Annotated in this window: 28 protein-coding genes, 1 tRNA gene and 4 pseudogenes; 8 read left to right on the top strand and 25 right to left on the bottom strand. The window is 70.8% G+C overall.

Features of this window, described 5'->3' with window-relative positions; all coding sequences use genetic code 11:
* Nucleotides 1–4: 4 nt before the first annotated feature.
* The 5 genes from argC to U6N30_RS05355 all read right to left on the bottom strand — a co-directional run bounded on the left by argC (nucleotide 5) and on the right by U6N30_RS05355 (nucleotide 2,724).
* Nucleotides 5–1,030 (bottom strand): N-acetyl-gamma-glutamyl-phosphate reductase, encoded by a 1,026-nt coding sequence (argC, locus tag U6N30_RS05375; protein WP_324276444.1) that lies wholly within the window; start codon nucleotides 1,028–1,030, stop codon nucleotides 5–7.
* Nucleotides 1,031–1,308: 278 nt separating this feature from the next.
* Complete coding sequence (locus tag U6N30_RS05370) at nucleotides 1,309–1,554, bottom strand: hypothetical protein (protein ID WP_324276443.1); 246 nt, start codon at nucleotides 1,552–1,554, stop codon at nucleotides 1,309–1,311.
* A complete protein-coding gene (locus U6N30_RS05365) occupies nucleotides 1,551–2,138 on the bottom strand; it encodes a M1 family aminopeptidase (protein WP_324276442.1) in 588 nt (195 codons plus the stop codon). The genes U6N30_RS05370 and U6N30_RS05365 overlap by 4 nt, the downstream gene beginning before the upstream one ends.
* The gene (locus U6N30_RS05360; protein ID WP_324276441.1) at nucleotides 2,135–2,284 is read right to left on the bottom strand and encodes a hypothetical protein; all 150 of its coding nucleotides are present in this window, start codon (nucleotides 2,282–2,284) and stop codon (nucleotides 2,135–2,137) included. The genes U6N30_RS05365 and U6N30_RS05360 overlap by 4 nt, the downstream gene beginning before the upstream one ends.
* An 11-nt stretch (nucleotides 2,285–2,295) precedes the next feature.
* Nucleotides 2,296–2,724 carry a hypothetical protein gene (locus U6N30_RS05355; RefSeq protein WP_324276440.1) on the bottom strand — a complete coding sequence of 143 codons (429 nt, stop codon included), beginning with the start codon at nucleotides 2,722–2,724 and terminating at the stop codon, nucleotides 2,296–2,298.
* A gap of 293 nt (nucleotides 2,725–3,017) precedes the next feature.
* Between U6N30_RS05355 and U6N30_RS05350 the strand changes: the two genes are divergently transcribed.
* Both U6N30_RS05350 and U6N30_RS05345 read left to right on the top strand, forming a co-directional pair.
* Nucleotides 3,018–3,590, top strand: a complete 573-nt coding sequence (locus tag U6N30_RS05350) for a hypothetical protein (RefSeq protein ID WP_324276439.1) — start codon at nucleotides 3,018–3,020, stop codon at nucleotides 3,588–3,590.
* Nucleotides 3,591–3,693: 103 nt separating this feature from the next.
* Nucleotides 3,694–4,176: a hypothetical protein gene (locus tag U6N30_RS05345; protein WP_324276438.1), complete on the top strand. Its 483-nt coding sequence runs from the start codon at nucleotides 3,694–3,696 to the stop codon at nucleotides 4,174–4,176.
* A 58-nt stretch (nucleotides 4,177–4,234) separates the two neighbouring features.
* On the opposite strand, the gene U6N30_RS05340 is transcribed toward U6N30_RS05345, so the two are convergent.
* The 3 genes and pseudogenes from U6N30_RS05340 to U6N30_RS33370 all read right to left on the bottom strand — a co-directional run.
* The gene (locus U6N30_RS05340; protein ID WP_324276437.1) at nucleotides 4,235–4,525 is read right to left on the bottom strand and encodes a hypothetical protein; all 291 of its coding nucleotides are present in this window, start codon (nucleotides 4,523–4,525) and stop codon (nucleotides 4,235–4,237) included.
* A complete protein-coding gene (locus U6N30_RS33375) occupies nucleotides 4,494–4,943 on the bottom strand; it encodes a BPL-N domain-containing protein (protein ID WP_422678034.1) in 450 nt (149 codons plus the stop codon). Before U6N30_RS33375 ends, U6N30_RS05340 begins: the two co-directional genes overlap by 32 nt.
* A gap of 539 nt (nucleotides 4,944–5,482) precedes the next feature.
* Nucleotides 5,483–6,220, bottom strand: a pseudogene (locus U6N30_RS33370) (heparan-alpha-glucosaminide N-acetyltransferase domain-containing protein); the annotation flags it as partial.
* A gap of 542 nt (nucleotides 6,221–6,762) precedes the next feature.
* On the opposite strand from U6N30_RS33370, the gene U6N30_RS05330 reads away from it, so the two are divergent.
* Nucleotides 6,763–7,134, top strand: coding sequence for a hypothetical protein (locus tag U6N30_RS05330; RefSeq protein ID WP_324276435.1), 372 nt, complete (start codon nucleotides 6,763–6,765; stop codon nucleotides 7,132–7,134).
* On the opposite strand, the gene U6N30_RS05325 is transcribed toward U6N30_RS05330, so the two are convergent.
* Together U6N30_RS05325 and U6N30_RS05320 are read right to left on the bottom strand one after the other, a co-directional pair.
* Nucleotides 7,097–7,705: a hypothetical protein gene (locus U6N30_RS05325; protein WP_324276434.1), complete on the bottom strand. Its 609-nt coding sequence runs from the start codon at nucleotides 7,703–7,705 to the stop codon at nucleotides 7,097–7,099. The two genes, U6N30_RS05330 and U6N30_RS05325, sit on opposite strands and share 38 nt — an antisense overlap.
* Complete coding sequence (locus tag U6N30_RS05320) at nucleotides 7,609–10,311, bottom strand: amino acid adenylation domain-containing protein (RefSeq protein WP_324276433.1); 2,703 nt, start codon at nucleotides 10,309–10,311, stop codon at nucleotides 7,609–7,611. Before U6N30_RS05320 ends, U6N30_RS05325 begins: the two co-directional genes overlap by 97 nt.
* 672 nt (nucleotides 10,312–10,983) lie before the next feature.
* On the opposite strand from U6N30_RS05320, the gene U6N30_RS05315 reads away from it, so the two are divergent.
* From U6N30_RS05315 to U6N30_RS05305, 3 genes are all read left to right on the top strand, one after another.
* Entirely contained in the window at nucleotides 10,984–11,403 is a 420-nt protein-coding gene (locus U6N30_RS05315; RefSeq protein WP_324276432.1) for a 4'-phosphopantetheinyl transferase family protein, read from the top strand.
* A 371-nt stretch (nucleotides 11,404–11,774) separates the two neighbouring features.
* A complete protein-coding gene (locus U6N30_RS05310; RefSeq protein ID WP_324276431.1) occupies nucleotides 11,775–12,065 on the top strand; it encodes a TPM domain-containing protein in 291 nt (96 codons plus the stop codon).
* A complete protein-coding gene (locus tag U6N30_RS05305) occupies nucleotides 12,062–12,286 on the top strand; it encodes a hypothetical protein (protein WP_324276430.1) in 225 nt (74 codons plus the stop codon). Before U6N30_RS05310 ends, U6N30_RS05305 begins: the two co-directional genes overlap by 4 nt.
* A 513-nt stretch (nucleotides 12,287–12,799) precedes the next feature.
* On the opposite strand, the pseudogene U6N30_RS33365 reads toward U6N30_RS05305, so the two are convergent.
* The 3 genes and pseudogenes from U6N30_RS33365 to U6N30_RS05290 form a co-directional block, all read right to left on the bottom strand.
* Nucleotides 12,800–12,988: pseudogene (locus tag U6N30_RS33365) on the bottom strand (transposase); the annotation flags it as partial.
* 155 nt (nucleotides 12,989–13,143) lie between these two features.
* The gene (locus tag U6N30_RS05295) at nucleotides 13,144–14,430 is read right to left on the bottom strand and encodes an alpha-hydroxy acid oxidase (protein WP_324276428.1); all 1,287 of its coding nucleotides are present in this window, start codon (nucleotides 14,428–14,430) and stop codon (nucleotides 13,144–13,146) included.
* Between the two features lie 4 nt (nucleotides 14,431–14,434).
* Nucleotides 14,435–15,514, bottom strand: a complete 1,080-nt coding sequence (locus tag U6N30_RS05290; protein ID WP_324276427.1) for a mandelate racemase/muconate lactonizing enzyme family protein — start codon at nucleotides 15,512–15,514, stop codon at nucleotides 14,435–14,437.
* 425 nt (nucleotides 15,515–15,939) lie between these two features.
* Here U6N30_RS05290 and U6N30_RS05285 point away from each other — a divergent pair.
* A pseudogene (locus U6N30_RS05285) lies at nucleotides 15,940–16,586 on the top strand (IclR family transcriptional regulator); the annotation flags it as partial.
* On the opposite strand, the gene U6N30_RS05280 reads toward U6N30_RS05285, so the two are convergent.
* From U6N30_RS05280 to U6N30_RS33360, 12 genes and pseudogenes are all read right to left on the bottom strand, one after another.
* Nucleotides 16,484–17,980, bottom strand: coding sequence for a thiamine pyrophosphate-binding protein (locus tag U6N30_RS05280; RefSeq protein WP_422678091.1), 1,497 nt, complete (start codon nucleotides 17,978–17,980; stop codon nucleotides 16,484–16,486). The pseudogene U6N30_RS05285 and the gene U6N30_RS05280 sit on opposite strands and share 103 nt — an antisense overlap.
* Before the next feature lie 38 nt (nucleotides 17,981–18,018).
* On the bottom strand, nucleotides 18,019–18,438 hold the full coding sequence (locus U6N30_RS05275; protein ID WP_324276424.1) for a thiamine pyrophosphate-binding protein: 420 nt from the start codon (nucleotides 18,436–18,438) through the stop codon (nucleotides 18,019–18,021).
* 304 nt (nucleotides 18,439–18,742) lie between these two features.
* Nucleotides 18,743–20,151: pseudogene (locus tag U6N30_RS05270) on the bottom strand (tripartite tricarboxylate transporter permease).
* A gap of 251 nt (nucleotides 20,152–20,402) precedes the next feature.
* Nucleotides 20,403–20,750, bottom strand: a complete 348-nt coding sequence (locus U6N30_RS05265) for a hypothetical protein (protein ID WP_324276423.1) — start codon at nucleotides 20,748–20,750, stop codon at nucleotides 20,403–20,405.
* A 47-nt stretch (nucleotides 20,751–20,797) separates the two neighbouring features.
* Nucleotides 20,798–21,169 carry a type 2 periplasmic-binding domain-containing protein gene (locus tag U6N30_RS05260; protein ID WP_324276422.1) on the bottom strand — a complete coding sequence of 124 codons (372 nt, stop codon included), beginning with the start codon at nucleotides 21,167–21,169 and terminating at the stop codon, nucleotides 20,798–20,800.
* A gap of 7 nt (nucleotides 21,170–21,176) precedes the next feature.
* Nucleotides 21,177–21,752 (bottom strand): type 2 periplasmic-binding domain-containing protein, encoded by a 576-nt coding sequence (locus tag U6N30_RS05255; RefSeq protein ID WP_324276421.1) that lies wholly within the window; start codon nucleotides 21,750–21,752, stop codon nucleotides 21,177–21,179.
* Nucleotides 21,753–22,491: 739 nt separating this feature from the next.
* Complete coding sequence (locus U6N30_RS05250) at nucleotides 22,492–22,854, bottom strand: FAD-dependent monooxygenase (RefSeq protein WP_324278175.1); 363 nt, start codon at nucleotides 22,852–22,854, stop codon at nucleotides 22,492–22,494.
* A gap of 130 nt (nucleotides 22,855–22,984) precedes the next feature.
* A tRNA-Ala gene (locus U6N30_RS05245) sits at nucleotides 22,985–23,057 on the bottom strand.
* Between the two features lie 103 nt (nucleotides 23,058–23,160).
* On the bottom strand, nucleotides 23,161–23,574 hold the full coding sequence (locus tag U6N30_RS05240; protein ID WP_324276420.1) for a VOC family protein: 414 nt from the start codon (nucleotides 23,572–23,574) through the stop codon (nucleotides 23,161–23,163).
* 20 nt (nucleotides 23,575–23,594) lie between these two features.
* Nucleotides 23,595–23,777, bottom strand: coding sequence for a helix-turn-helix domain-containing protein (locus U6N30_RS05235; RefSeq protein ID WP_324276419.1), 183 nt, complete (start codon nucleotides 23,775–23,777; stop codon nucleotides 23,595–23,597).
* Complete coding sequence (locus U6N30_RS05230; RefSeq protein WP_324276418.1) at nucleotides 23,774–23,974, bottom strand: AraC family transcriptional regulator; 201 nt, start codon at nucleotides 23,972–23,974, stop codon at nucleotides 23,774–23,776. Before U6N30_RS05230 ends, U6N30_RS05235 begins: the two co-directional genes overlap by 4 nt.
* A 29-nt stretch (nucleotides 23,975–24,003) precedes the next feature.
* The gene (locus tag U6N30_RS33360) at nucleotides 24,004–24,654 is read right to left on the bottom strand and encodes a M23 family metallopeptidase (RefSeq protein ID WP_422678033.1); all 651 of its coding nucleotides are present in this window, start codon (nucleotides 24,652–24,654) and stop codon (nucleotides 24,004–24,006) included.
* Between the two features lie 684 nt (nucleotides 24,655–25,338).
* Between U6N30_RS33360 and U6N30_RS05220 the strand changes: the two genes are divergently transcribed.
* Nucleotides 25,339–26,448, top strand: coding sequence for a CDP-glycerol glycerophosphotransferase family protein (locus U6N30_RS05220; RefSeq protein WP_324276417.1), 1,110 nt, complete (start codon nucleotides 25,339–25,341; stop codon nucleotides 26,446–26,448).
* The last annotated feature ends 21 nt before the right edge of the window (nucleotides 26,449–26,469 follow it).

Below are 26,469 nucleotides of genomic sequence, written 5' to 3'. Positions count from 1 at the left end.
ACTCCTACGAGGGGAAGACCGGTGGTCTCGGGCAGGCCCAGGGCGAGGTTGGCGCACTGCAGCGCCGCTCCCCGGTGCCCTTGGTCAGGTTGTCGACGGCGGCCACGACCACCAGCCGGCCGGCGTCCGGGTCCACCGCGACCTGCAGCGCGACGGTGTTGGCGCCCAGCACCTGCGCGGTGGTGGGCCACTGACCCTCCGGCAGCAGGTGCACGAACGGCTCGTCGGCGTAGGCCTTCGCGTACGCCGCCCGGGCGGCGTCGGCGTCCACGCCCGGCAGCAGCCTCGCCGAGCAGGTGGCCAGGATGCCCCGGCTCATCGGCACCAGCGTCGGCGTGAAGCTCACGCCCACCGGCGCGCCCGCCGCCTGCGACAGGTTCTGGATCATCTCCGGTGTGTGCCGGTGCACCCCACCCACGCCGTAGACGCTCACGTTGCCCATGACCTCGCTGCCCAGCAGGTGCGGCTTGGCCGACTTGCCCGCGCCGGAGGTGCCGGACGCCGCGACCACCACCACCTCGGACTCCACCAGCCCGGCCGCCAGGGCCGGGGCCATCGCCAGAGTCACCGACGTCGGATAGCAGCCCGGCACGGCGATCCGCCGGGCACCGGCCAGCTGCTCCCGCTGCCCGGGCAGCTCCGGCAGCCCGTACGGCCACGAGCCCGCATGCACGCCGCCGTACCAGCGCGCCCACGCCTCGGGATCGTTCAGCCGGTGGTCCGCGCCGCAATCGATGACCAGCGTGTCCGCAGGCAGCTGCGCGGCGATCGCCGCGGACTCCCCGTGCGGCAGCGCCAGCACCACCACGTCGTAACCGGCCAGATCCGCCGCGCCGCTCGGCGCGACCTCCAGGTCGGCGAAGGGCAGCAGATGCGGCTGCAGCTCACCCAGCCGCCGGCCGGCGCTCGCATTGGCGTGCACCCCGCCCAGGCGGAGGTTCGGATGCCCGGCCAGCAGCCGGCACACCTCCCCGCCCGCATACCCGGTGGCGCCGGTGACCCCGACCGTCCACGTCTGCCCTGTACTCACACTGAGTCACAGTACTCGGGTGTGTGCAACCAATTTCGCACGACGGACGTGCGGCTTTCGCGCCCCATCTCACTGGCCGACCACACCCAGAACCGCCAGGATTCCCGTGTTTTAGGGAGCGTCCGCCTCTGGTGGGCGGCTTTTCTACGCACTCCATGAACCGTCAACAGCCTGAGTGCGACACGCCGTGTCGATTACTCAGAGCGATGCCCCGGTCTCCACCCGGCGCGGAGAACGCAGGCAAACTCACTCTTTCGTGCGCCGGACGAGCCGGACGCTCAGGACAACGCGCCGACCTCACGGAGCACCTCCAGGACCTCCGGCAGGTCAGCGAACGCCTCCTCGACGTCGTCGGGGGTGGCGATCGAGTAGGCGTTGGCCGCCATGTAGTCGGCCAGTGCGGCGTCGAACTCCTCGCGACCGGCTCGGTCGCGGGCCTCCGCGAGCGCGGCGCCGCCGAACGTGTAGACGGTGTCGTAGTACACGCTGTTGGAGCGTCGGAACTCCGTCGCCCAGTACGTCATCGACCCACCCACCGGCGGGGGTCCTCGAGGGACGGGTGCGCGAAGGGCTGGTCGTCGCCGTCGGCCACCGACTGGGCGAACGTCGCGAACGACTCGTCCAGCCACGGGTGCTGGCCCTGGTCGTTGCCCACCAAGCCGTAGAACCACATGTGCGCGAGCTCGTGCGTCACCAGTCCACGACGCTCTCCTGGATCCACGTCGCCGAACTGGATCGCGCCGGGGAACTCTATGCCGCTGGTCTGGCTGGAGAGCACCACGACCCACAGGTCGTCGTAGGGGAAGGGGCCGAGCAGGTCGACGAGGTCGGCGGTGGACTCCGCGATCTGGTCCAGCCACTCCTCCGCGTAGGCCTCGCCCACCTCCTGGTCGAACCCCACGTGCAGGCGGACGCCGTCGATCGTCCGCTCGACCACGCCGAGATTCCCCACCGCGACGGCCACGTCGCGCACCGCCGGGGCGGTGAAGCGGTGCACGGTGGTCCCGTCCAGCCCTTCCTCCGCGCCGACCGCCTCGCCGGTGCCGAGGACCTCGTAGCCGGACGGCGCGACGACCTCCAGCGAGTCCAGCAGGAAGTCCTCGCTCACCGCTGTCTCGCCGTTGACCGGGACGGCGGGACCGCGCTCCCAGCCGCGGCCGCGCTCCCACGCCAGCAGGGGAAGGCCGTGGCGAACCAGGCGACCTCCGCGTCGGAGGAGGTCCCGACCCGCTCGTTCACCTCCTCGCCGAGCACCAGGTCGAACGTCAGCTCGGCGGTGACGGTCTCCCCGCCGACAGGCAGTCGGTCAGCGGGACCTCGACCAGAGTGCCGGCGGGTGCGTCCTCGGGAGCGCCGGCCCGGATGTCGAGGAAGGCCTCGTCCCGGCCGTCGACCTGGACCTCCGACACCGTCAGGGAGCTGCCGGCGCGCGAGGTGGCCGGCTTGTTCGGCCAGGACCGGAAGACCAGCTCGCAGGTATCGAGATCAGGAGTGAACTCGACGACCTCGCGACCGGCCACCGAGCCGAGATCCGGAGCCACCTCGAAGCGCAGGTCCACCACCGGGCGGTCGGGCCACGGCTCGGCAGCGTCGATCTCCGCCCTGTCGATCCCCGCCCTGTCGGGCTCCGGCTGCGCGTCCGGGGTCGCGGAGGTGCACCCGCTCACCAGCACTGCCGCACACGCCAGAGCCACCGTGGACGACCGTCGACCTCTGCGCATCCCTGTCCTCGCGAGCCGGACGACCGGGAGAGTCCGACCGTGACTGCCCCTTCTGACGTGCGCCGACGTCCCCGCGTTCCCCTCGTGGCCAGACATGGGCCAGCTCTCATCGGCAGGCGTGCCGGTGACCGTGGGACTGGTGAGCACGGATGGGACAACTGTGACTGGTCGTTACCTGGCAGATGCGCAGAGCATGTGTCAGCCTCGACGAGTCACAGCGCAATCACAGTCCGTCGCCACGGCGAGCGGGCCTCGGAGGATCACTCGTGCGCAGTTCCCTTTCCACCGCCGGCCGTCGGGCTGGCGTGTTCGCGGCCGCGGCTCTCGTCACCCTGACGACCGCCGCCTGCGGGCCCGCCGATCTCGGCATCGGTGCAGCCGGCCAGACCGAACCGACCAGCCGCACCGAGTCCGGCCGGCCGTCCTCGATCGGCGACGCGGCCACCGCTTCGAGCAGCGCTGTCCCCACCCCGGTGCCGACCCCCACGACGCCGGCCCCGACCGAGGCCGAGACTCCGGTCGAGGGCGAGACTCCGGTCGAGGGCGAGACCACCGAGCCGCAGGCCGGGGACGGAAACGAGCCGGCGACGGCAGCCGGTCCTGCCGAGGTGGCGCCCGAGGCGCCGCAGGAAGCCCCGCCGCGGAGCCGGGGCAACGGAAGCACGACTCCGGCCGGCCGGCGCCCGCAGCCGCACCGGCCGCCGGCGGTCCCTCCAGCGGCGGGTCGGGTGGGGCGTTCACCGACCAGCCGCGCCAGACCTTCACCGCCGGCAACGGCCACACCGGCAAGTACCTGCTCTACGCGGGCGGCATCGACCCCGCCAAGCCCGTCGGGCTGATCGTCTACCTCGACGGCACCGGCGAGTACGGCGTGAACAACCCGAGCTCCTCGTACGCGCTGGGGGCTCGTCCGGGCTGGTCGCCACCGGTAAGGCCCGCAACATGATCACCCTCGCCGTGGAGAGCCCCAACCAGTCCTGCGAGTGCTGGCACACCGGTGACACCAGCGGCTACGCCGACTTCCTCGCCGCACTCATCGAGCAGCAGCTCGGCACGTACCCCGTCGGCGAGGTCTGGCTCTCCGGCTTCTCCTCCGGCGCGCAGGAGATCACCCGCTTCCTGGTGCCGCGGCACCCGGAGCTGATGCGCCTGGGTGGCGGCTGGGTCGTGTTCGGCGGCGGTGGCCCACCGGCCGGCAGCTCGTCCGCCGTGACCGCCGCGAGCATGGCCGGGGTCCGCGGCCACTGGTTCACCGGCACCGCCGACACCGCCGTCCCGCTGACCGCCTCCTGGGGCGCGCAGGCCGGGGAGCGCTTCTACGCCGGCCGCGGCGTCGTCACGTCGGGCGATTACCCGTCCGGTGTCGGCCACGCGCTGGACGGCCGGCTGGGCCCGACCGTCGGGCGGCTGATCGACCAATCCTGAGACGACGGAGCCTGACCACGAGGGGAGGCGCTCCTCGCGGGGCGCCTCCCTCGTCGGTTCAGCCGGCGCGGCCGGCCTGCATCACCCGGTCGACCAGGTCCTGGGTCAGGTCGGCACGGACGTCGGCGGGCACCGGCAGGCCGGAGTCGCTGTACCAGTCGGGTGAGGCCTCGGGGTGCGGCCCCACGACGCCGACCGCACCGCGGCCGAACGGCGCCACGACCGCGGCGGGCAGCCCGTTGTCGTAGGTCGCCAGCACCTCCGCCGGGCCCCGGTCCGGCGCCAGGTCGAACCAGGGTCCGTCCTGGAAGTACATCTCACGGCGGCGGCCGTTCCAGGTCAGCGTCACCAGGCTGTCGCCGTCGTGGTCCGGCCGGGCGCCGGGTGAGGAGATGAAGCGGTCGGTGTCCCCGGGAGGAGCCCGAAGCCGGGGGTCTCCCCGCCAGGTAGCCGCCCAGGCAGAAGCCGAGGTAGCCGCCGCCGGACCGGACGAACTCCCGGATGGCGTCGCCCGAACGCTTCATCTTCCGGTGCGCCCGCCGCAGCTCGCCGCCGCCGGGCTGGGCGTACAGCCGGGCGCCGGCGAGCACGTCGGGTTCCAGGGAGAGCGCCTCCCGGGGTCCGACGAAGCGGACCTCGAGTCCCCACCGGCTGCGCTGCAGTGCGGCCGCGACGGCCTCCGCACAGCCCGGGGTCGACGCCGGACCGCGGTAGACCAGCGCCAGGTCACGACCACCGGGCCGGTTCGTGTCAGGCCCGGGGAGCACCGGCCCCTCCGAAGCTCCTGTCGCCGACTGCACCCCGCGGCGAACCGCACCGGTCGACCGGGCGACGATCTCCTCCAGCGGCCCACGCGCGTAGAAACGGCTCCACACCAACGCGAACGTGACGACGATCGCGAGATGGAGGAGCAGCCCCGGGCGTTTCCCGGAAGCACGCTCAGCATCAGCAGGTGCAGGGAGTACAGCGTGAGCGTCATGCTCCCCGCGGCGGCCAGCGGCCGCAGGAACGTGGTGGTCGTGCGGCCGACGAGGATCGCGCAGCCGAGGACGACCAGCGAGAGGCCGATGGTGAAGGCCAGGTCCAGCGGCGTGGTGGAGTGCGGCGCCAGGGTCGCCAGCCACCAGCCGGTGTCGGTCGGCGTCGTCCCGGCCCACCCGACCGACAGGATCCCGGCCAGCTCACCCGAGGACATGGTTGCCCGGAGCTCGGTACGGCCGCCGACGATATCGAGCAGGACCCACGAGATGATCTGCGCGGCCACGATCAGCCCGGCACCGGTCAGGACGATGAGCGAGACCGTGCGTCGCGACGTCAGCAGCGCGCGCCCGACGGCCAGACCGGCGCAGAGATAGGCCATCCAGGGCAGGGCCGGGTACACGCCGGTCAGCGCCAGCTCCCGCAGCACCTGGCCCGGGTCGCTGAACAGGGCGCCGAAGGTCAGGTTCGGCACGGTGCTCGGCACCTCCATGCCGGCCCGCAGCACGTGGCTGAGGATCGGCATGCCCACGGCGATCGTCGCGGCCAGCGCAACGAGCGCCCGGATGGAGAGGCCGAGCAGCGGGACGGCGAACACGAAGAGCAGGGCGTAGTAGGGCAGGATCACCGAGGCGAAGTCGGCGGGCACCACGGAGCCGAGCAGCAGGCCGACCGCACCGATGATCAGTGCCCGGACCACGAGTGCGGCCGCGTACCCCGGCCAGGTCCGGGCGGTCGGTCGCTGCCGACGGCCGGTGGCGAACGCGACGCCCACGCCGGCCAGGAGCGCGAACAGCGCCGCCGACTTGCCCGCGGCCAGCGTCCACGCCAGCGAGGTGTTGCCCTCGTCGTCGACGGCGTTGATGGTGTGCACGGCCATCATGCCGAACAGCGCGATCCCGCGGGCGGCGTCGATGCCCACCAGGCGCGAGCTCTTCCGCTGCACCGGGGTGGTGCTGGACGGCGTGCCCGAGACGTCCCCGGCCTGCGCGGGCGCGCAGGCGTGGGCCAGGGACGCGACGTCCGCCGGGGCACCGCCGGGCGCCGCCGGCGTGCCGGCGGTCATCGCCGGCCCGCCGCGGTCGCACCGGACGAGACGCGGCGCCGGTCGCGCGCCGGGGGCGCCGTCGGCGCCCGACCGACCTTCTGGGCCGGGATGCCGCACCAGGTGGTCTCCTCGGCAGCATCTCGCCCTTCATCGCCAGGGACAGAGCGGCCAGCGTGGCGTCCTCCTCGACGACGGAGCCGTACAGGACGACGGCCTTGTCGCCGACGGTGGCGCGGTCGCGGAGCACGACGTGGTCCATCTTCATGACGCGGTCCTCGAACAGGTGGGTCTGCAACGAGGCGTTCGCGCCCACCGAGGCGTCGTTCCCGATGGTCACGAGGTCGAACTCGGTGACGTAGGTCGTGTCGATCAGCGTCCGGCGGCCGACCCGGGCGCCGAACAGCCGCAGTGCCGGGCCGAGCAGCGGCGTGCCGGTGAGGAACGTGAGCAGGGCCGGGACCGCCGCCGCCTCGTAGATGCCGGTGACGAACTCGGTCCGGCGGACGAAGCCGCTCCACAGGGGCCGCACCCGCGGCCGGTACCGGCCGACGACGGCCCACTTGAGGGCCGCCACCAGGAACACCACCAGCACGCTGGAGGTCAGCGCGACCAGAGGGGCGAGCAGCACCGTGGCCACCGTGCTCCAGGACAGCGCGATCGAGGCGAGCCCGTACAGGGTGGCGAACGTCGCCACCGCCAGCAGGGAACTCGGCAGCACGATGCGGAGGGCCTCGATCGCGTACCGGGCACGGACCTGCCGCTTCGACGGCTCGTACGTGTCGGCCTCGGTGAACTCCTCGAACACCTCCCGGCGGGGCAGGAAGAACGGCGGCGAGCCGAGCCAAGACGTGCCGGGCTCGGTGCCGGCGGTCGGGGGCACGGAGCGGACGCCGATCAGCGAGCCCTCCCCAGGTGCGAGCCCGAGGGGATGAGAGCCGCGTTCCCGACGAAGGCCCGCGCGCCGACCACGGTCCGCCGGAAGGCGACATGGCCGTTGGCGTAGGTCGCACTGCCCACGCTGGCCATGTCCGCGACGAAGCTGCCTTCGCCGAGGGTGAGCAGGTCGGGGTCGATGTTGGAGATCGTGGAGACCTCGGCGCCCTTGCCCACCTTGGTGCCCAGCGCCCGCAGCCACATCGGCGTGTAGAGCGTCGAGTACATCGTGTTGTTGAACAGGAGGCTCTGCTCGAGCAGCTTGTCCCCGAGCCACTTCTCCACGCCCAGCTGCGACCGCAGATGGTGCATGCCCTCCGGGGTCGCCGGCAGCACGAGGCGGCGGGCACCCAGGATGAGGGCGCAGGAGACGACCACGAAGACCGGTCCGGTCAGCGCGGTGACCAGGAGCCCGGCCGCCGTCCCGTAGGTGAGCAGCGTCCACCACACGACCGCCACGATCGGCAGCAGGATCAGGAACGGCAGCAGCTCGAGCAGCAGGATGCCGCCGGCGAAGCCGGCCAGCAGGGAGCTGGACCAGGTGCGCGGAGCGTCCGAGCAGGCGGCCATGAGCTCGACGACCGGGTCGACGGCCTCGGGCGCCGACTGCGCCGGCGACCCGGCCCAGGACTCCCCGCGGGAACGGTCCGTCCCGACGTGAGCAGCGAGGAGTCGCCGAGGATGGCGTTCTCGCCGACCTCGGAGCCGCACTCCAGCACGCTCTCGGACCCGATGACCGCACCGGCACCGATGGTGACGGGGGCGATGGTCAGCACGCCCTCGGCGACGCGGTGGGCGTGCAGCTGGGTGCCGTAGCCGATCGTCGCGCCCCGGCCCACCCGCAGGAGCGAGGGGAGGGAGACGTCCGCCGTCCCGATGTGGACCTCGTCGTCGATCTGCGCACCGGCCAGCCGCAGGTACGTCACCGCCCACGGCGACCCGCTGAGCACGGTGAGCGGCGAGATGGACATCAGCTTCTGCAGGGTCCACACGCGCAGGTGCATACCGCCCCAGAGCGGGTGCTCCCCGGCGCGCAGGCCGCGCGCCAGCAGACGCGCACCGACGACCGGGACGACCCAGCGGCCGAGCAGGTAGACCGACGGCAGCGCGACCGCGAGCTGGAGGATCAGCGCGACGGAGGGCTGCCCGTCGTTGAGCCCGTACAGGATCCCGACCGGGAACAGGAAGAGCAGGATGATGGCGTACAGGACCGACACCTGCGCCGTCCCGAACGCGACCACCCGCTCGCGGGACGGCGGCTCGGGACGGGGCTCGCGCGGCTCGAGGACGACGGTGTCGTCCGCCTGGGCGCCGGCGCCGTCCTCGAGGAAGGTCGCGAGGTCACGGACCGTGGGGTGCTTGTAGAAGTCCAGGATGGACAGCCCCGAGCCGAGCTCGCTCTCGCGCATCGCGGACACGACGTTCGCCGCGACCAGGGAGTGGCCGCCCAGCGCCTCGAAGAAGTTGGCCTCCACGGACACCGCGCCGGCCGGCAGCTGGAGCGTCTCCTCCCACAGGCCGGCGATCCAGGCCTCGGCCGTGGTCGACGGGGGCTCGAAGTCCCGGTTCCCGCGGATGAGGCGGGGGCGGGTGGGGGCCGGGAGCCGGCCCCGGTCGGCCTTGCCGCTGGGCAGCATCGGGATCGACGTGACCACGTCCAGGAAGGACGGGACCATGTAGGGCGGCATCTGCGCCACCGCCTGCTCGTGCAGCTCGGCGATGAGCGCGTCGGCCGCGCCGGCGGCGAGGGCCTCCGGGCGCATCTCGCCGGCCGGGCCGTCGCCCCGGAGGATGACGTAGCCGGCGAGGTCGCCGCCGGTGTCGGTGGCCAGCAGGGTGACGACGGCGCCGGTCACCTGGGGGTGCTCGAGCAGCACGCTCTCGATCTCCTGCAGGTCCACGCGGTGGCCGCGGACCTTGACCTCGCTGTCGGCGCGGCCGAGGTACTCCAGCTCGCCGTCGGGGAGGAACCGGCCGAGGTCACCGGTGCGGTAGATGCGCTCGCCCGGGATGCCCCGCGGGTCGGCGATGAAGCGGTCGGCGGTCAGGTCGGGCCGGTTCACGTAGCCGCGCGCCACACCCGGGCCGCCGACGCAGATCTCGCCCACGTTCCCCGGGGCGACCGGCTGGCGGTCCTCGTCGAGGAGGGTGACCCGGTACGTGGGCAACGGGCGACCGATGGTGACCGGCTTGCCCGGCCGCAGCTCGGCCATCGTGCAGGTCACGGTCGTCTCGGTGGGCCCGTACGTGTTGAGGATGCGGCGGTTCGGGGCGGCCCAGCGGTCGACGAGCTCACGCGGGCAGGCCTCGCCTCCGACGTTCACCGTGGTGATGAGCGGAAGGATGCGGTCGAGGGTCGCCAGCACCGTCGGGACGCAGTAGATCATCGTGATCTCGTTGTCCTCGAGGAAGTCGGCCAGTCCCGAGCCGACCCGGCGGCCGTCCGTGGGCCCGGCGACGAGCGTCGCGCCGACCGCCCAGGTGGGCCAGATCTCCTCGATGGAGAAGTCGAAGGCGATCGTCATGCCCTGGTAGACGCGGTCGGAGGGCTCGACCCCGTACAGGGACGGCACGATGCCGATGAAGTTGCAGATGCTCGACTGGCTGATCTCGACGCCCTTGGGGCGACCGCTCGAACCCGACGTGTAGATGATGTAGCAGACCGGGTCACCGTCGAACTGGATCCCGGGTCGGGCGCTGGACTGGACGGCGAGCTCGCCGCCGAGCTCGTCGAGGTACAGGCTCTCGCAGGGCAGCTCGGCACACGACGCCGCGAACGACGTGTTGGTCACCAGCAGGCTCAGCGCGGAGTCCTGGGCGATGTACTCCAGCCGGTCCGCGGGCGCCTCGGGGTCGATCGGGACGAACGTCGCCTCGGTCTTCGTGACCGCCAGCAGCGTGACGTAGGTGTCCACCGAACGGTGCAGCAGGATCCCCACCCGGACGCCGGCGCGCGCGCCCCGGGCCATCAGCAGGTTCGCCAGCCGGTTCGCGCGCTGGTCGAGGTCCGCGTAGGACAGCCGTTCGCCCGCGCACTCGACCGCGGTGGCCGACGGCCGCTCGTCGCAGGTGCGCTCGAAGAACCGGCTCAGCCGGGTGGAGTCCGAGCGCTGGCCGGTGAGCTCGGCCACGAAGTTGTCATGCAGCCGGTAGGACGTGGTGCTGTTGTCGCGCATCTCGTACGCGGAAGTAGTGGCGGTCGCGGACTTCTGCTCGATGTCTCCCCGAAAGTCGAGAAGAGGTCCCGGTCGTCGCTATGCGTTGTCATCCATACACTCTCTGCAGCCTTCTATTCTCCGAACTACCCGAGGTTAGGCATGGATTCAGAAGTCCTGCATGAAGCTTTCGCATCGCCCTGGGCAACCGGATGTGAACGGCCCACACGATGAATTGGGAAGTTATCGTCACGCAAAATGAGCAACACATTTCATCGAGTGACGGCATTACGAGGAAATGTCCGGCAACTACATATCGTTACGCTTTACTCACGCAGAGGACGCATCGATGTGGCCCTGAGACACCGGCAGACCCCGCTCGGTCACGGAGGTTTAGCGCTGAATGAATTGTGAATCACCCGATGGTGCACCGCTGATTCTGGTCGCCCACCCCGCGGACGTGCTGTGTGCCGGGGACGAGCACCTCCTGACCTCCCGCGAACGGGGGCGCGCCGACGCCCTGCCTCCCGGAGACGACCGCGACGCGCACGTCGCGGCACACCTGCTGGTTCGACACTGCGCCGCTGCGCTGACCGGTCGCCCGGCACACGAACTGACCCTCGTGCAGCAGTGCGGGAGTGCGGCTCGACCGAGCACGGCAAGCCATCGATCGAGGGGCTGCCAGGCCTGCACGTGAGCCTCGCGCACACCCGTGGTGCCGTGGCGGCGGGCGCGGACCGGCAGCCGATCGGTGTCGACGTCGAGCGGTCGCCGGTGGGGGATCTCGACCCGGCCCTCCTGAGCCTCACCCTCACGCCCGCCGAGACGACCCGGCTCCGATCGGCGGACGACCCGCCGGCCGCCTTTCTCCGCTCCTGGGTGCGCAAGGAGTGCCTGGTGAAGGTCGGCGCGGTCACCCTGGACGAACTGTCGCGGGTAGAACTCGACCCCACGACGGAGCACGCCGCAGAGGGGGCGCACGCGTGGCCGGTTCGGTCCCCTGCACCTGCTCGACTGGTTCGACCCCGCGCTGGGCGTCGGCGTCGCGGCCGCCGCCGCCCGGCCGCCCGTCGTCGGCTCGTCCGAGATCTGGGCCCACCCCGCACGACGTGACGACGGCCGTCCACCCATCCGGGAAAGCGCCACTCCGCGAAGGTCCGTCGTGCGCTCTCACGAGGGAGCGCGATCACCGTTCCCGGAAGATGAGAGGGTCCACATGGCTGTCGGTGTCGACGATGGCTCCCGCGATGGCGGACAGAGGTGCCGACGAGGGTGGATGCCCTCCGGAACTGCCCGACCGCGTAGCCCGATGGGGCGATCACCGGCCGTCGTCGCGCATCCCTGCGTATCGTCCGCTCCCGTATGAGCCCATCCCAGTTTCTCTCCAGAGGAGGTCCAGTCGTGCGCAGGCCCGTGATCGTCCTCGGTGCCATGGCCCTCGTGCTGTCCGGTGCCGGGGCGGCGGCGGCCGCTCCCCGCTGGAGGTGACCAACCAGATCACCGACCCGGCCGTCCTTCTCGGAGACGGGATACCGGCGGCTCGGGAGGCCGTGGCGGAGCTGGCGGCGGAGGACGGCCTCGATCTGTACGCCGTCTTCGTCTCCTCGTTCGACAACACGAACCCCGGCGAGTGGGCGCGGGACACCGCGCGGATGTCGGACCTGGACGAGAACGACCTCCTGCTCGCCGTCGCGGTGGGCGGGACGACCTACGAGTACGGCTACTGGGTCAACGAGGAGTTCCCCTCTCCGAGGTGGACCTCGAGCGCGCGATGACCGCCGAGGTGGAGCCCCGGCTCACCGCCGGCGACCGGTCCGGTGCGGTGGTGGCGCTGACCTCGCAGCTTCGGGACCTCGTGGAGATCGAGGAAGAGGCAGCGCAACAGGCGGCCCCATGGTCGGCCCGCACCACTATCCTCATCGTCGGCGGCGTCGCGGTCGTCCTCCTCGCCGCCCACCTGCTCTCCCGTCGGAGGTCCTCGGCAACCGCGGCCTGACAGGCTGACCACGCTCACGGCGTCCGTGGCCGGACCTGACAGGGACTCCACACGTCGATCACGGGGAAGGGCAGGCGCTCCGTCCACGCTTTCCGGCATGACGTCCTCGAGTGTGATCGCCCGTGAGCCGACGCCCGTCAGCACAGCAGCCCCGCAGCCGCCGTCGCACGGCGCCGGCGACCGGTCCTCCGTCGTCCCGGCGCCCACGGCCCGCTCGTCCGCCGGCTCGGGAGGCGTGGGGGACATGAGCCTCGCCGCGCCGCACGACCCCGCGCTCTGCGCGGGGCGGGGTGCTCACGGCACCACCCGAGCGAGCACCACATGCGGACCTGGCCGAAGGTGTGGCGGGCCCTCTACGGCTACTCCGACCGGATGTGCCCGCACGGCGTGGGACACCCCGATCCGGACGACGTCGTCCATCACCAGGCGCTGGGCGGGGTCAGCGCCGCCCACGCATGCGACGGGTGCTGCATCTCCCCCTCGCCCACGGCGCCTGAGTTCTCCCCGAGGGTCTTCGCGGGTGCGGTTGCGCTGCGTCGTGCGGCTCTCGGAGCGCTCGTGCGGCTCCGCGCCGATCTGCACGGCGCCTCCGCGTCGAACAACGCCTGCGGCATCGTGAGCAGCAGACGGCGCATCACCTCGCCGCCATCCGCGCTGCGCAGTGCGTCGACCATCTCGAGCAGGGCAGAAATCCAGGGCCATCGTGTGAGTTCTCTTCTGGGAGTTCCTCGCCGGGCTGCTCACAGAAACTCACGGGGTGGCCCCTCGACCTCGGTGACCGACACGATCAACGAGGCGAGGAGCCCGATCTACCCACTCCATGGGACTCACCCACGCCGCATGGACAACCTGCCCGTTCATGACAGCCAGGTGCCGTCGGGTGGCGCAGGAGGTGAGGGCCCACGTCGGCCACCGAACCAACCCCCAGGAGGGCCAGGGTGCGGGTGAAACCCTGCTGGAAGAGGTCGTACACCCGCTGTACGCCGCGCTCCCCCGGCCATGAGTCCGTAGAGGTACGGGCGGCCGATCATGACCGCGTCCGCCCCTAGCGCAACAGCCGCCGCGACGTCAGTACCGGACCGGACTCCGCCGTCCAGGTAGATCTCGGCGTCTCGCTGCAGTGCGGATCGCATGTCCGGCAGGACGTCCAGTGGTGCCACCGCCCGGTCGAGCTGCCGGCCCCCGTGGTTGGAGACCACGATGGCATCGACTCCGCGGTCGACGATGTCCCTGGCGCCCTCCACGCTCAGGACGCCCTTCACGACGATCCGCCCGCGCCACGTCTGGCGGAGCCAGTCCAGGTCGCGAGAGGTGACGCTCGGGTCGAGGATCCGGTCCGTCAACTCCATGAACTGCCCCGCACCACCCTCGAGGGCAGCGAACTTCAGCGGATCACGGGTCAGCACGTTGATCCACCAGTGGGGATGGCGCGCGATCCCCGCGAAGGACCGGGCGTTGAGACTGGGCGGGAGCGTCATCCCGCTCCTCAGGTCCCGGAGCCTCGCGCCGGCGACCGGCACGTCCACCGTCAGGACCAGGGTGGTGTACCCGGCGTCCTCAGCACGGGCCATGAGCTCCTGCGACGCCGATCGGTCGCGCCACATGTACAACTGGAACCAGCGGTCCGATCCGGGCGCCGCGGCCGCCACGTCCTCCGGAGACGTCGTGCCCATCGTCGAGATGGCGTACGGGACCCCGACCCGCTCCGCCACGCGGGCGACCGCGATCTCGCCCTCGTGGTGCATCATCCGGGTGAACCCCGTCGGCGCGAAGATCAGCGGCATCGCCGCCGGCTTCCCCAGGATTCGCACGCTCGGGTCGACCGAACTGACGTCCCGCAAGACCTGGGGCACGAACTCGACCCGGCCGAAGGCGTCCACGTTCCGGCGGTCAGCGCTCTCGGTCTCCGCCGCTCCGTCCACGTAGTCGAAGACGGACGCCGGGGTGCGTCGGCGAGCGATCCGTCGAAGGTCCTCGACGTCGTGCGCCGCGGCAAGTCGTCGCGCCGTCGCATCGAGCTCCGGAGGACCGGAGAAGACCATCGGGGCGATCTCGCCCCAGCGCGGCAGACGGCGCTTGATCCGCCGCCGCGGCTGCTGCGCACCGGCCGCGTCGCCAGCACCGGCTGTCGGCACCACGGTCATGTCCTCAGGCAATTCGGTACCGGTCCCAGGTGTTGTCCGTGAACCGCAGTCCGTGGCCCGGCCCGTCGGGGACGACCAGCTCACCGCCCTTGACCTGGAGCGGTTCCTCGACGTAGGCGTCGATCCACGGGAAGTACTCGACGTACGACGTGGTGCGCGGCAGAGCCGCCGCCACGTGAACGTGGAACTCGCTGAACACGTGGGGCGCGAAGGCCCGCCCGTGCGCCGCCGCAAGATGACCGATGCGCATGATCTCCGTGATGCCGCCGACCATGCACACGTTGGGCTGGAGGACATCCAGCGCTCCGGCGTTGAGGTAGGACACGAACTCGGGGATCCCACAGAGGTGCTCCCCTGCTGCGATCGGCATGGGCAGCGCCTGGGCCAGCCGGACGTGGGCCTCGACGTCGTCGCTTCTGACCGGCTCCTCGAACCAGTAGATCCCGAAGTCGGCGAGGCGCCGGCCCAGCCACAGTGCGGTCGCCACGTCCAGCCGCTCGTTGGCGTCACACATGATCTTGACGTCGTCGCCCAGTTCCGCGCGGAGCCGGGCGACGCGCTTGACGTCATTGGCAGGAGACAGACCGACCCGGATCTTCACGGCATCGAAGCCCTGTTCGACATAACCGGCGGACAGCTCGACCAGTTCGTCGAGGCTGAGGGTCGGAGAGCCCTTCCCCGACCCGTACGCCGGAACGCTGGAGACGACCTGTCCGAGTTCCCTGGCCAGGGAGTGACCATTGCTCCGTGACTTCAGGTCCCAGAGCGCGATGTCGATGGCCGCGATGCCGAACGAGCTGATGCCGTACCCGAGGCGGTGCGTGACCGCTCGGAGGTCGTGCCAGACCTTGCTGACGTCCAGGGCCGATTGTCCGACGACCCTCGGGATCAGGAAGTCATCCAACAACGCCTTGACGCTCGATCCGGCGGGGTAGTCCGCGCACCATGTGAAGCCGAGCCCGGTCTCCCCTGTGTCCGAGTGCAGGGTGACGCCCACGATCTCGTGGTGGGCGTCTTCGGTGTCGCGGCTCTCGCGCACGAACGGGAGGCGGAGGATCCAGGTCTCGCCACTGACGACATTCATGGAGGGAACAGCCTTTCAAAGCGTGTCGAAGAATGGACTTCGGGGATGGTCCGCGGGAATGCGCGGGAGCCGGCATCAGCGACCGGAGCAGCGGCCACGGTCGGCGGCGGGACCGTTCCGATGGACAGGTGGCGCGAATCGCGCGGGCTGATGCGCCGAGGGCTGCGCCGCGGGCGATTTCCACGCTGACCCGGCTCGACTGATCGAACTTCGACTCGTCCGCCGGTTGCGGGTGGCTGTCGAGCAGAACTCGTCACCCCTGGACAACAGCCGTCCGACCGCCGTGGGGGACGAGAAGCTTCGAACCACGCTCACTCCTTTGTGCCACAATGCGGAACGGTTTGCTATGGTGTGGCACGGAGCCTGCGTGATGCGGGCCACTACTGTCAAGGCGTGATCCGCCGTTTCTTTCGGAGTGATGTGTTATGACGGCCGTGTCGACGGCTCTCCGGGTCCTGGAGCACGTGGCCGTGCACCAGCCCATCGGCGTGAGCGACCTGGCGCGTGCCCTGGAACTCCCCAAGAGCACCGTTCAGCGGACGCTGAAGGAGCTTTCCGACGCGCACTGGGTCGAGCAGGAGAGCGACGGGTCGAGGCGTTGGGTGCAGACGGTGAAGCTGCTCAACCTCGCCCGCGAGGACGGCGGGCGCAGCATCCGCGCCAGGGCCCTGCCGGTCATGCGCAGCCTTCTGCGCCAGGTGGACGAGAACATCCACCTCGCGTTGCGGAGCGGGTCCACCGCCGCTCTCATCGAGAAGCTCGAGAGCAGCAGATCCGTCCGCCCGGTCGACCCCTCGGGGTGTCCTATCCCCTCCACGTGTCCTCCACCGGGAAGGCCATGCTCGCGTGGGCGTCGGCGGACGACATCGACTTCTACCTCTCCACGGCACACCGAAACGTTCCGCCCAACACCCCGCTCATCGACCCTGCTCAGCTCGCCGACGAGCTCCAGGAGATCCGGGCCTGCGGCTACGCCCTGAATCGAGGCGACCTGAGACCGGAGATCCGCGCCGCTGCCGCGCCCTTCTTCGTCACCGGCCCGCATCCCATCGCCGCCATCAGCGTCGCCCTGCCCACCCACCGGATCTCGGTCGACGAGCTGCCGGCCCTCGGCGAGCTGGTGGCCCGGACGGTCAACCCGACGACGTCGCCCTCCGGCTCCGAGGCGGTGTAGCCACCCGCCGTTCTCGGGAGGGCCGGCGCCGCCAGGTCACCGTCGCCCGGGGGCCGATCCGCCGACGACTCACTCGTGCTCGGCGAAGCTGTGCGCGAGCACCCAGGACGGGAACTTCGCGATCTTGGCGTCGATGACGATGGGGCGGGTCTTCGGCCCTCGAGCCAGTCGCGCAGCGGCTCGAGGTCCTCGACCGAGCGCACGACGATGCCCTCGCAGCCGAATCCGCGGGCGATCGCGGCGAGATCGGTGTCGGGGAAGACGACGGTCTCCAGCCGATCGGTCTCGTGCACGAAGTGGTGGACCTCGGCGCTGTAGGCGTTGTCGTCGTAGACCACCACGACGAGCGGCAGGCTCAGCCGCACCGCCGTGTCGAGTTCTACGAGGGACATCATGAAGCCACCGTCGCCGATGCCCGCGACAACGACCCGCCCCGGCGTCGCGACGGCCGAGCCGACCGCGCTGGCCAGAGCGAGACCGATGGACTGGAACGCGAGCGGGAGGCAGTAGCCGCGGTTGTCGGGCACCCGCAGGTGCATCGCCGGGTACGCGTTGAAGTTCCCGCCGTCCGGGACGACGACGCGGTCCATCGGCACGAGAGCATCGATGGCGTTCGTCAGCGCCCGCGGGTCGATCCGGCCGCTGCCCGGCTGCGCCGGGTCCACCGGCTCCGAGCGGTCGTCGAACTCCTGATCGCTCCAGTTGAGCGAGGCCGCCACCTTCTCGGCGACGTCGTCGGTGCGGTAGCCGACCCTGCGGGCCGTCCCGCGTTCCTCCAGCAGGTCGGCGACCGCCTTCGCCGTCAGGGCCGAGTCGCCGAGCACTTCGAGGTCGACGGGGTAGTGGAAGCCGAACGCGGCGGGCGTGTCGTCGACCTGGGCGACCGTGGGGTTCCGCAGGAACGTGCCGTCACGCGTCGTCCAGCGGTTGAGCGCGGCGCCGAACGCGACGAGGACGTCCGCCCCGGAGATGAGCTCGGCTGCGCCGTCGGTGGAGAAGCCACCCATCACGTCGAGATGCCACGGGTCGTCGTGGAAGAGGCCGCGCCCGACGGCGCTCGTGGTCAACAGCGCGCCGGTCAGCTCGGCCAGGCGGCGGATCTCCGGTACCGCGCCCGCAGCTCCCCGCCCACCGACGATGACCGGCCGCTCGGCACGCTCCAGCAGATCGGCGAGCTGCGCCACCGCGCTGGGCGCAGCCGCCGGCAGCGCCGGCACCGACGGCGGCTCCAGGCGCTCCAGTTCGGCAAGCTGACGCGCACCCACCTCGGCCCGCTGGAAATCGAGCGGCATGGAGAAGACGACGGTTCGCCGCTGGGTGACGGCGATCGTCACGGCCCGCGCGATGTCGCGCACCGCGGTCTCCGGTGAGTGGATCCGCTCCGCGACGGCTCCCATGCCGGAGACGACACGGTCCTGATCAATCCAGAAGTTGCTGCCGTAGTCACCCCCGGGGTATCGCCGGCGACCACGAGGACAGGCGTGCGGGACTTCGCGGCCTCGCCGATGCCGGTGAGCGCGTTCGAGAGCCCGCAGCCCTGGTGCACGCTCAGGACGGCCAGGCGCCCCGTAGCGCGCGCGTGGGCGTCCGCCATGCACGCCGCCCCCATCTCGTGACGCGCCGAGACGAATGGAACGCCCTCGTCGATCATCGCGCCGGTGGTGCGGAAGTTCCCGCTCCCGACGATCCCGAAGATCTGCGCCGCTCCCATGCGTGCGATCGCCCGGCCGATGGCCTCGTCAACCTTCATGCTCACCTTCCGTCAGTCCAATCTTCGCTGTCTCCGCGACCTCTCGTGCCGCAGCGCTCAGTCGTTCGCGTTCGGCGTCGTCGCCGGGCCGGTGCCCCCGCAGCCACCGCGCAACCGTCTGCGTCTTCGGGGCAGACGGGTGAAAGACACCCACGGTGCTCTACCACGTCGCGGGACCGCCCTCGAACGCAAGCCGCTGAGCCCGGTCGGGCCCGAACGCTGGTCGTTCACCGTGATCCGGGTTGCGACGCCGCTGGCCATGAATCCCAGCGCGCCCGCCGCGCGATGGTGGTCACGGCGCTCATCAATCGGAGACCTCGGCCGGGATCGGGGTCTTGCGCGAGCCCCGCGCTCTCCTCACTACGACCGGCACGAGGACGAGGAGCAGGCCCAGGCCCAGGATCAGGAGCGCGACCGGCCGGTCGGCGAATATCGCGAACGAGCCCTCTCCGATGGCGAGCGATCGGCGCAGCTCCGCTTCGAGCATTCCGCCCAGGACCAGGCCGAGCACGAGAGGCGCGACGGGGTAGCCCTGGTGCTTCATGAACAGCCCGAAGACGGCCAAGCCGAGCGCGAGCCATGCATCGAACGTCAGCCCCGAGACGGCGTACGCCGCAACGACCGAGACAGCACACACCACCGGATAGAGATAGGCGTAGCGAATGCGCAGCAGCGAGGCGAAGACCGGCGCGAGCGGCAGGTTCAGCAGGAGCAGCAGCACGTTACCGATGTAGAAGGAGGCGATCAGACCCCACACGAGGTCCGGCTGCTGCTCGAAGAGCAAGGGCCCTGGACGGATGTCGAAGAGGATGAAGGCGCCCAGGAGAATCGCGGTCGTCGCCGAACCCGGGATGCCCATCGTGAGGGTCGGGATGAACGCGCCGTTGACAGCGGCGTTGTTCGCCGCCTCCGGCCCCGCGACGCCACGGATGTCGCCGCGACCGAACATCGACTTGTCCTTCGCGACGCGCCGCTCGACGTCGTAGGCGAAGAACGAGGCGAGTGTGGGGCCGGCGCCCGGCAGAACTCCGATGACGAAACCGAGGAGACCGCCGCGCGTGATGCTGCCCCGCACGCGCCGCAGTTCTTTGCGGGTCAGCAGCATGTCCTGGAAGCGCGTCCGGATCGGCTGCACCGCCCCGCTCGCACCCTGCGCCGCCAGCTCCGCCAGGGCAACGATGCCGACGACCACCGCCACGAGACTCACCCCCGAGTACAGCTCGGAGAAGTCGTAGATGTACCGAAGCGTGTTCGTCTGGGTGTCGATCCCGACCATCGCGATCAACGCGCCCACGACCGCCATGAGAATCCCCTTGAGCGGGTTCCTGCCGACGATCCCGCCCACGGTGAGCAACCCGAGCACCATGAGCGCGAACATCTCGGGTGGTCCGAAATTCAGCGCCATCGCCGCGAAGGCGGGCGCCAGCACGCTCATCAGCACGATCGTGAGCGTTCCCGCCAAGAACGACGCGACCGCAGCGATCGCCAGCGCCTTGCCGGCCTCCCCTTCAGGGCCATCTGATAGCCGTCGATCACCGTGACCAGCGAAGCACCGTCACCGGGTGTGCTGATCAGCACCGCACTGATCGTCGCGCCGTACTCGGTCCCGTAGTAGATGCCGGCGAGCATGATGAGCGCCGTGACCGGGTCGAGCGTGAGGGTCAGCGGGAGCATGACCGCCACGCCGGACGCCGAGCCGAGGCCCGGCAGCATCCCGATGAACGTGCCGAGGACCACGCCGAGGAGGCAGAACAGCACATTCTCGAGCTGGAGTGCGACGGAGAACCCACCGAGGATGCCCTGCAGCACATCCACGTCAGAGTCCGATCAGACTGCGCGGGAAGTTCACGTCGAGCAGCAGCCCGAACACGAGCCACAGCAGTACCGCTGTGATCCCCCGATCAGCAGGACGCGAGAGGGCGGGAGCCGTTCGATGAGGAACGCGATCGCCATGACGGCGAGAGTCAGCCCCGCCACCATGCCGACGACCCCGCGAGGGCCAGGCCGACGCCGAGAAGAGCGATGACCGCGAGCGCGCGGAGCAGGTCGCGGCCCGGATGCTCGGGCTTCGTCACCGCCACCGGGCCGGCGGCTCGATCGGCACGGGCACGCGTGAAGCCACGTACCTCGCCGACGAGCAGCACGCCGGCGCCGACCACCAGCATCACGCCCAGCCCGGCCGGTACGGCGCCCGGGCCGATCGGCGTTCCTTCGGCGGTGACGCCGAAGCCGAAGGCGGTCAAGGCGAAGTACGCGCCGACGAGCATGAGGAACACGAGGAAGCCCATGCCGACGGCGTGCTGGAACGCCACGCCCGCTGGAGCAGCCTCCTCCGCCTCTCCCTGAGAGACCGCGTCAGTCATTCGCCGGCCAGGGTCTCGACAGACTCGCTGATGTACGTGTCCAGCTCATCACCCGTGATGAGCTGCGGGGTCAGCGCGTTCTCCTCGATGTAGGCGGCGTACCCGTCGGACTCGGACCACTGCGTCAGCACGTCGACCCAGTACTGCTCCTGCGCCTCGGAGAGGTCCGGTGCGCCGAAGAAGAGGCGGACCTGCGTGACGAACGGCTCCTCGGCGCCGAGGTCGCTGGCGAGCGGGACGTCGGCGAGCGCCTCGTGCAGGGCGGGCTTGTTGCCGGTGCTCAGCAACACGTCGATCTCACCGGCCTCGACCTGCGGAAGGAACTCCGTCGGCTCCAGCACCGCGAGGTCGATGTCACCTGCGATCACCCTCGGATCACATCGCCACCCCCTCGTAGACCACCGGCTGGAAGGTGATCCCGAAGGCGTCGGCGACCTGGTCGGCGACAACTGTGTCGCCGGCGCCGCTGCCGACCTGCCCGACCGTCACGCCGCCGGCCTTGGCTGCCTCGATCATGTCCTCGGCAGACTCGAACGCCCCCGCCTGCGAGACCAGGTAGGACACGTCCTCGGCGACGATCGCCAGCTGCGTGAAGTCCTCCCACGTGTAGCCCAGGTCCTGCTCGATCGGACGCACGATCATGTTCGAGGTGTTGCCGACGCCGATGATCTCGCCGAGGCCCGGTTCCTCCTTGAGCAGGAGCACACCGGCAACCGTGTCGTAGTTCTCGACGACCGCCGTCACGCCCGACATCTCTTCGTAGGCGGCCGCGAACTCGCGACCGAGGATGTCACTGCCACCACCGGGCTGAGCACCGACAGCGACCTCGACGTCGCCGTCGGGCTGCCACTCGCCGTTCGCTGATTCCGTGCTACTGCCTTCCTCCCCGCCGCACCCCGCCAGAGCGACGGCGCCCGTCACCAGCACCACTGCGATACCACGCTTGCGCATAGTTCCTCCTCAGTTCTCGGGTACGAGCCAGAACTTCGCGACCGCTTCGTCGCGCAACGAGTCCCAGATCGGGCTTGTCTGTCAGCTGCACTTCACCGACCACCGGCACGGGCCGCCCGGGGTGAAGCCTTTGCGAACTCCCAGTGTCGGAGGTGGTACCCCACCGTTCATGGATGGCGAGGGCCGTAGTCGCCAATCGGCTGCGGCGGCGGGCAACCACGCCGACGTCAGCCTTCGGTGACACCAGGACGTTCGACACAGCCGGCGGCCTGTTGTTGCTGCCGCTCGTCCGAGCCTCGTGAACGTCCCGGTACATCAACTCCGCCACTTTCTGTGCCACACTGCGGAACAGCTTGCTAACCTGTGGCACGGAGCTTGCGTGATGCAGGCCACTACTGTCAAGGCGTGGTCCGCCGTTTCTTTAGGGCTGTCGTGCGTCGGCGGCCCGGCGGGATCTAGAGGAACGCGGTCGTGCCCCCACTCATCGGCGTGAGAGACCTGGCGCCGCCGCGCAAGACTCGTGGGCGCGGTGCAACAGGCGCTGACGGAGCTCTGGGACGCGGACCGCGTCGGGCAGGAAAAGACGGGTCGAGGCGTTGGACCAGCCGGTGCAGGCCGCTCGGCCACGCTCAGGCGGACGGAAGGCGCGGCACCCGCGCCACGGTCTCACCAGTCATGCGCACACCGCCACGCTGCACCCCTGGCGCATCCGCACGCCCGTCACAGGTCCCGGACGGATTCAGCGCCGGCGGGCTCGTCGCCCCCAGCTCCAACTTCTCGCTGGCGTGGCCGCGGGATCAGCTCGTTCCGACATCGCGTCGTCACTCCCGCCCACGCCGCCCTGGCACGACGCGGCGCTACTTCCCTGCACCCCGTTGGGGCCGCCCGCCGGTGGAGGGCCGGCGCCGGGGCCCTCGAAGGGCAGGTCCCGGTGCGTAGCGAACTGGCTGCGGGCGCCGTCGGCCCCGATCACGTACTTCGACCGGATGGTGTACTCCGCGCCGCTGAGCCGGTCGCGGACGCTGGTGGTGGCGCCCTCGTCGTCCTGCACGTGACCGAGGCACTCGGTGTCGAACCGCACGCGGGCGCCCTCGGCCGCGATGCGGCACAGCGCATGGGCGACGCACTGTGGGACTGACCTGGCACCACCACATGGAGGCCAGTGGCCACCACGCCGGCACCAGATACGACTCAGGCCGCTCCCCGGAAGGGGAACGGCCTGGTCATCGGGGTGGAGCTGAGGGGACTCGAACCCCTGACCCCCACACTGCCAGTGTGGTGCGCTACCAGCTGCGCCACAGCCCCGTGCCCGGCTCGACCTGGTGTCCGAGCCGGGGGCAACTGTACAGGGCCGGGACGGCGCGACCGCGTAGGGGTGCGGTCGCGCCGCGGTCGCCGAGCTGCCTGCTCAGCCCTCCTTGAGCTGGGCGATCCGGACGTGGTTGCCGAACGGGTCGCGGAGGCCGAAGTCGATGCCGTAGTCGCGGTCCTCGGGCTCCTCGGTGAGCTCGACGCCCTTGGCCTTGAGCTCGGCATGGGTCTTGTAGGCGTCCTCGCAGGCGAAGAAGAGGTGCCCACCGGCGGCCCCCTTCGTCATCAGGGCGCGCACCTCGGCCGCGGTCTCCTCGCTCATCGCGGGCGGACCGGGCCGCTCCAGCAGGATCTTGCGCTCCGGGTCGCCGGGGACGCGGAGCGTCAGCCACCTCATGAAGCCGAGGTCGGCGTCGGTGTCGACCTCCAGACCCAGCTTGCCGACGTAGAAGTCGAGCGCCTGGTCCTGGTCGAGGACGTAGATACCGGAGATGTTCAGTCGGGTCAGCATGGGCGCAACGCTAGGAGCGCTCACTCTCCCGGCGCTTCTCCGAAACTGCTCGGTCGCAGCCAGGCCATCGCGAAGCACGACGGCACCGGGGGCAACGGTCCCCGACGGCGGTAGGCACTCGGCGGCTCCCCCACGATGTCGCGGAAGACCCGGCTGAACGTGCCGAGGCTGCTGAAGCCGACGTCCATGCAGATGTCGGTCACACTCCGCTCCCCGAGCGCAGCAGGAACATGGCCCGCTCCACCCGCCGCCGCTGCAGGTAGCGGTTGGGCGTCTCGCCGAACGTGGTGCGGAACGTCCGGATGAAGTGGGCCTCGGAGACGTGCGCGATGCGGGCGAGGGTCGGCACGTCCAGCGGCTCGGCGTACCGGCGGTCCATGGCGTCGCGGGCCCGCAGCATCCGCCGGTTCGAGTCCTCCGAGGCCCCGCTCACGGCCGGATCAGATCACGCCGCCGGCGCACGGGGTCAGACGTCGACGCCGCGCTCGGCCAGCCAGGTGACGGGATTGATCCGGGGGCCGTCCTCGCCACCCTCGTGCACCTCGAAGTGCAGGTGGGGGCCGGTCGACTGACCGCGGTTGCCGAGGAGCGCGATGGTCTGACCGGCGTCCACGTACTCCCCGGCTCGACCAGGATGGAGTCCATGTGGCCGTAGACGGTGACGTCGCCGTTCTCGTGCAGGATGTACACGGCCAGCCCGAAGCCACTGGCGGCGCCGGCCCGCAGCACGACGCCGTCACCTGCCGCGTATTCCGGGGTGCGCATCGGGGCCGCGAGGTCGATGCCGTAGTGGAAGGTGCCCCAGCGGCTGCCGTAGCCGCTGGTGAGCCGGGCGCCGTTCACCGGCAGGACGAACTTGGGCCGGGCGGCCTCCCGCGCGGCGGCCTCGGCCTCGGCGCGGGCGGCCCGGGAGGCGGCGACCTCCTGCAGCCGCGCCTGCGCCTCCGCGACGGTGACCGACGCCTGCGGCTTGACCTCCAGGTCCTCGTCGCTGCTCAGCAGCGCCTGCTGCGCGGCCAGCACCGAGGTGGGCTCCGCGGACGCCGCCGGGGCACCGTGGAGTCCCAGGACCGCGGCCACCACCCCACCGGTCAGGAGAGCACCGAGGAGCAGGGCCGGCCGGCGGGTGGTTCCCGTGGCCTGGCGGGTGTGCCGCGACCGTCCGGAGCGGGCAGGGGGCGAACCGTCGTCAGGAGGTCGGTGGAGCTCTCCTGGCCGAAACGTGCGTGCATGCACCTGCCCGATCGTCTGTGCGCGAGAAGCCGAAGGGGAGTTCGGCTGCTCGTCATCCAAACACTCCGTGACCCTCCCGTGACCAGGCGTACGGCGCGTCATCCAGGACACGCCGAGCGACCTGCCTCACACGTCCCACGAGTCCCACCGCGAAGTTCCATCGTTGTCATTCGCAACCCGAGGCCGCAGGAGTCGTTCCCAGTCATGGAGCCGGCTGTGGACCTCGCCACAGCCCGGCGCTCGGGTACACCCGAGCGGGTGGCGTGGACGTTTTCCGACCCGGCCGGCAGGGCATGGTGGACCTCCGGGCGTGAAAGGTCCCGCGCCGCTCCCGCGCCTAACGATTGAGCGTCCGTGGAGCGATCGGGAGCTCGAACCATTGCGCGGCAGGCTGCCGCACCCGTGTACTGCTGCTCAGGGTCGGACCGCCACCGGGACGGCCGCAACCAGCCGTGCCCGGACGACACCGAGAGAGCGTGATGCGTTGACCCGAGCTGCAGCCGGCGACTCCTGTCCAGAAGGTCTGCCGAGGTGAAGGCGGTCTACTTCACCTACCGGGGCCTCTACGCCGACAATCCACGCGCCATCTACCGGGCTCTGCGCAGCCGCGGACCGGCCGACCTGACCCACACCTGGCTGTGCACGGAGAAGACCCGCGCCGCCTTCCCGCCCGGGGTGGACACCGTCCTCTACGGCTCGTCCGAGGCGGCCGACGCCTTGGCGACCGCTGACATCGTGGTCGCCAACGACTGCATGTCGATGCACTGGGAGAAGCGCCCCGGGGCGACGTACCTGCAGACGTGGCACGGCACCCCGCTCAAGCGGATCCACCACGACGCCCCCGTGCGCCCGGGGTGGCTCGACAAGCCGGACCGCGACGTCGCCCGCTGGGACGCCCTGCTCTCGCCGAACGCCGCGAGCACCGACCGGCTCCGGCACGCATTCCGCTACGGCGGCCCGATCCACGAGACCGGGTACCCGCGCAACGACGTGCTGATGAGTCCGGACCGGGACGACGTCCGTCGGCGGGTCCGCGGGCAACTGGGCCTCTCGGACGACACGACGGCCGTCCTCTACGCCCCGACCTGGCGCGACGACCTCGTCTTCGACTCGGCCGGCGCACGGGACTTCGAGGTCCCGGTCGACCTCGACGCCTTCGCCGACCGGCTGGGCGGGGACCACGTCCTCCTCCTGCGTCTGCACAGCATGGTGTCCGGCCGGATCACCGTCCCGCCCGGCGCGCCGGTCATCGACGTGTCCGACGTCCCGGAGCCCGCGGAGCTGTACCTGGCGGCCGATGTACTGGTGACCGACTACTCCTCGGCCATGTTCGACTTTGCCGTGACGGGCAAGCCCATGGTCTTCTACACCTACGACCTCGAGCACTACCGCGACGACCTGCGGGGCTTCTACTTCGATCTCACCGACGTGGCCCCCGGGCCGATCGTGCGCAGCAGCGAGGAACTGCTGGAGGCGATCGCCGACAGCGACGTCGCCGCCCCCGGCTTCGCAGACCGGTACGCCCGATTCCGGGACACCTTCTGCTCGCTCGAGGACGGGCACGCGACCGATCGTGTGCTCGACCTGCTCCTCCCACCGTCCGGCCGGCCCGGCCGACGATCGACCAGTGAAAGGGGATGAACGTGCGGACCACCGACCGAG

It is taken from the genome of Blastococcus brunescens (assembly GCF_035320885.1).
In the GTDB taxonomy this organism is placed as follows: domain Bacteria; phylum Actinomycetota; class Actinomycetes; order Mycobacteriales; family Geodermatophilaceae; genus Blastococcus_B; species Blastococcus_B brunescens.
Note: the sequence above shows the minus strand (reverse complement) of the source record. Positions and strands in the feature narration are given on the sequence as shown.

What these genes read in the sequence shown, in the direction of transcription:
- U6N30_RS05275 (WP_324276424.1), bottom strand. Translation starts at nt 18,438, where the DNA reads ATGAAGGTTGACGAGGCCATCGGCCGGGCGATCGCACGCATGGGAGCG.
- U6N30_RS05320 (WP_324276433.1), bottom strand. Translation starts at nt 10,311, where the DNA reads ATGCGCGACAACAGCACCACGTCCTACCGGCTGCATGACAACTTCGTG.
- U6N30_RS05230 (WP_324276418.1), bottom strand. Translation starts at nt 23,974, where the DNA reads ATGCTGCGGGCCCGCGACGCCATGGACCGCCGGTACGCCGAGCCGCTG.
- U6N30_RS05370 (WP_324276443.1), bottom strand. Translation starts at nt 1,554, where the DNA reads ATGACGTACTGGGCGACGGAGTTCCGACGCTCCAACAGCGTGTACTAC.
- U6N30_RS05325 (WP_324276434.1), bottom strand. Translation starts at nt 7,705, where the DNA reads ATGGCCGCCTGCTCGGACGCTCCGCGCACCTGGTCCAGCTCCCTGCTG.
- U6N30_RS05280 (WP_422678091.1), bottom strand. Translation starts at nt 17,980, where the DNA reads ATGCCGCTCGATTTCCAGCGGGCCGAGGTGGGTGCGCGTCAGCTTGCC.
- U6N30_RS05345 (WP_324276438.1), top strand. Translation starts at nt 3,694, where the DNA reads ATGATCACCCTCGCCGTGGAGAGCCCCAACCAGTCCTGCGAGTGCTGG.
- U6N30_RS05295 (WP_324276428.1), bottom strand. Translation starts at nt 14,430, where the DNA reads ATGACCGTGGTGCCGACAGCCGGTGCTGGCGACGCGGCCGGTGCGCAG.
- U6N30_RS05305 (WP_324276430.1), top strand. Translation starts at nt 12,062, where the DNA reads ATGACCGCCGAGGTGGAGCCCCGGCTCACCGCCGGCGACCGGTCCGGT.
- U6N30_RS05290 (WP_324276427.1), bottom strand. Translation starts at nt 15,514, where the DNA reads ATGAATGTCGTCAGTGGCGAGACCTGGATCCTCCGCCTCCCGTTCGTG.
- U6N30_RS05240 (WP_324276420.1), bottom strand. Translation starts at nt 23,574, where the DNA reads ATGCTGACCCGACTGAACATCTCCGGTATCTACGTCCTCGACCAGGAC.
- U6N30_RS05255 (WP_324276421.1), bottom strand. Translation starts at nt 21,752, where the DNA reads ATGCGCAAGCGTGGTATCGCAGTGGTGCTGGTGACGGGCGCCGTCGCT.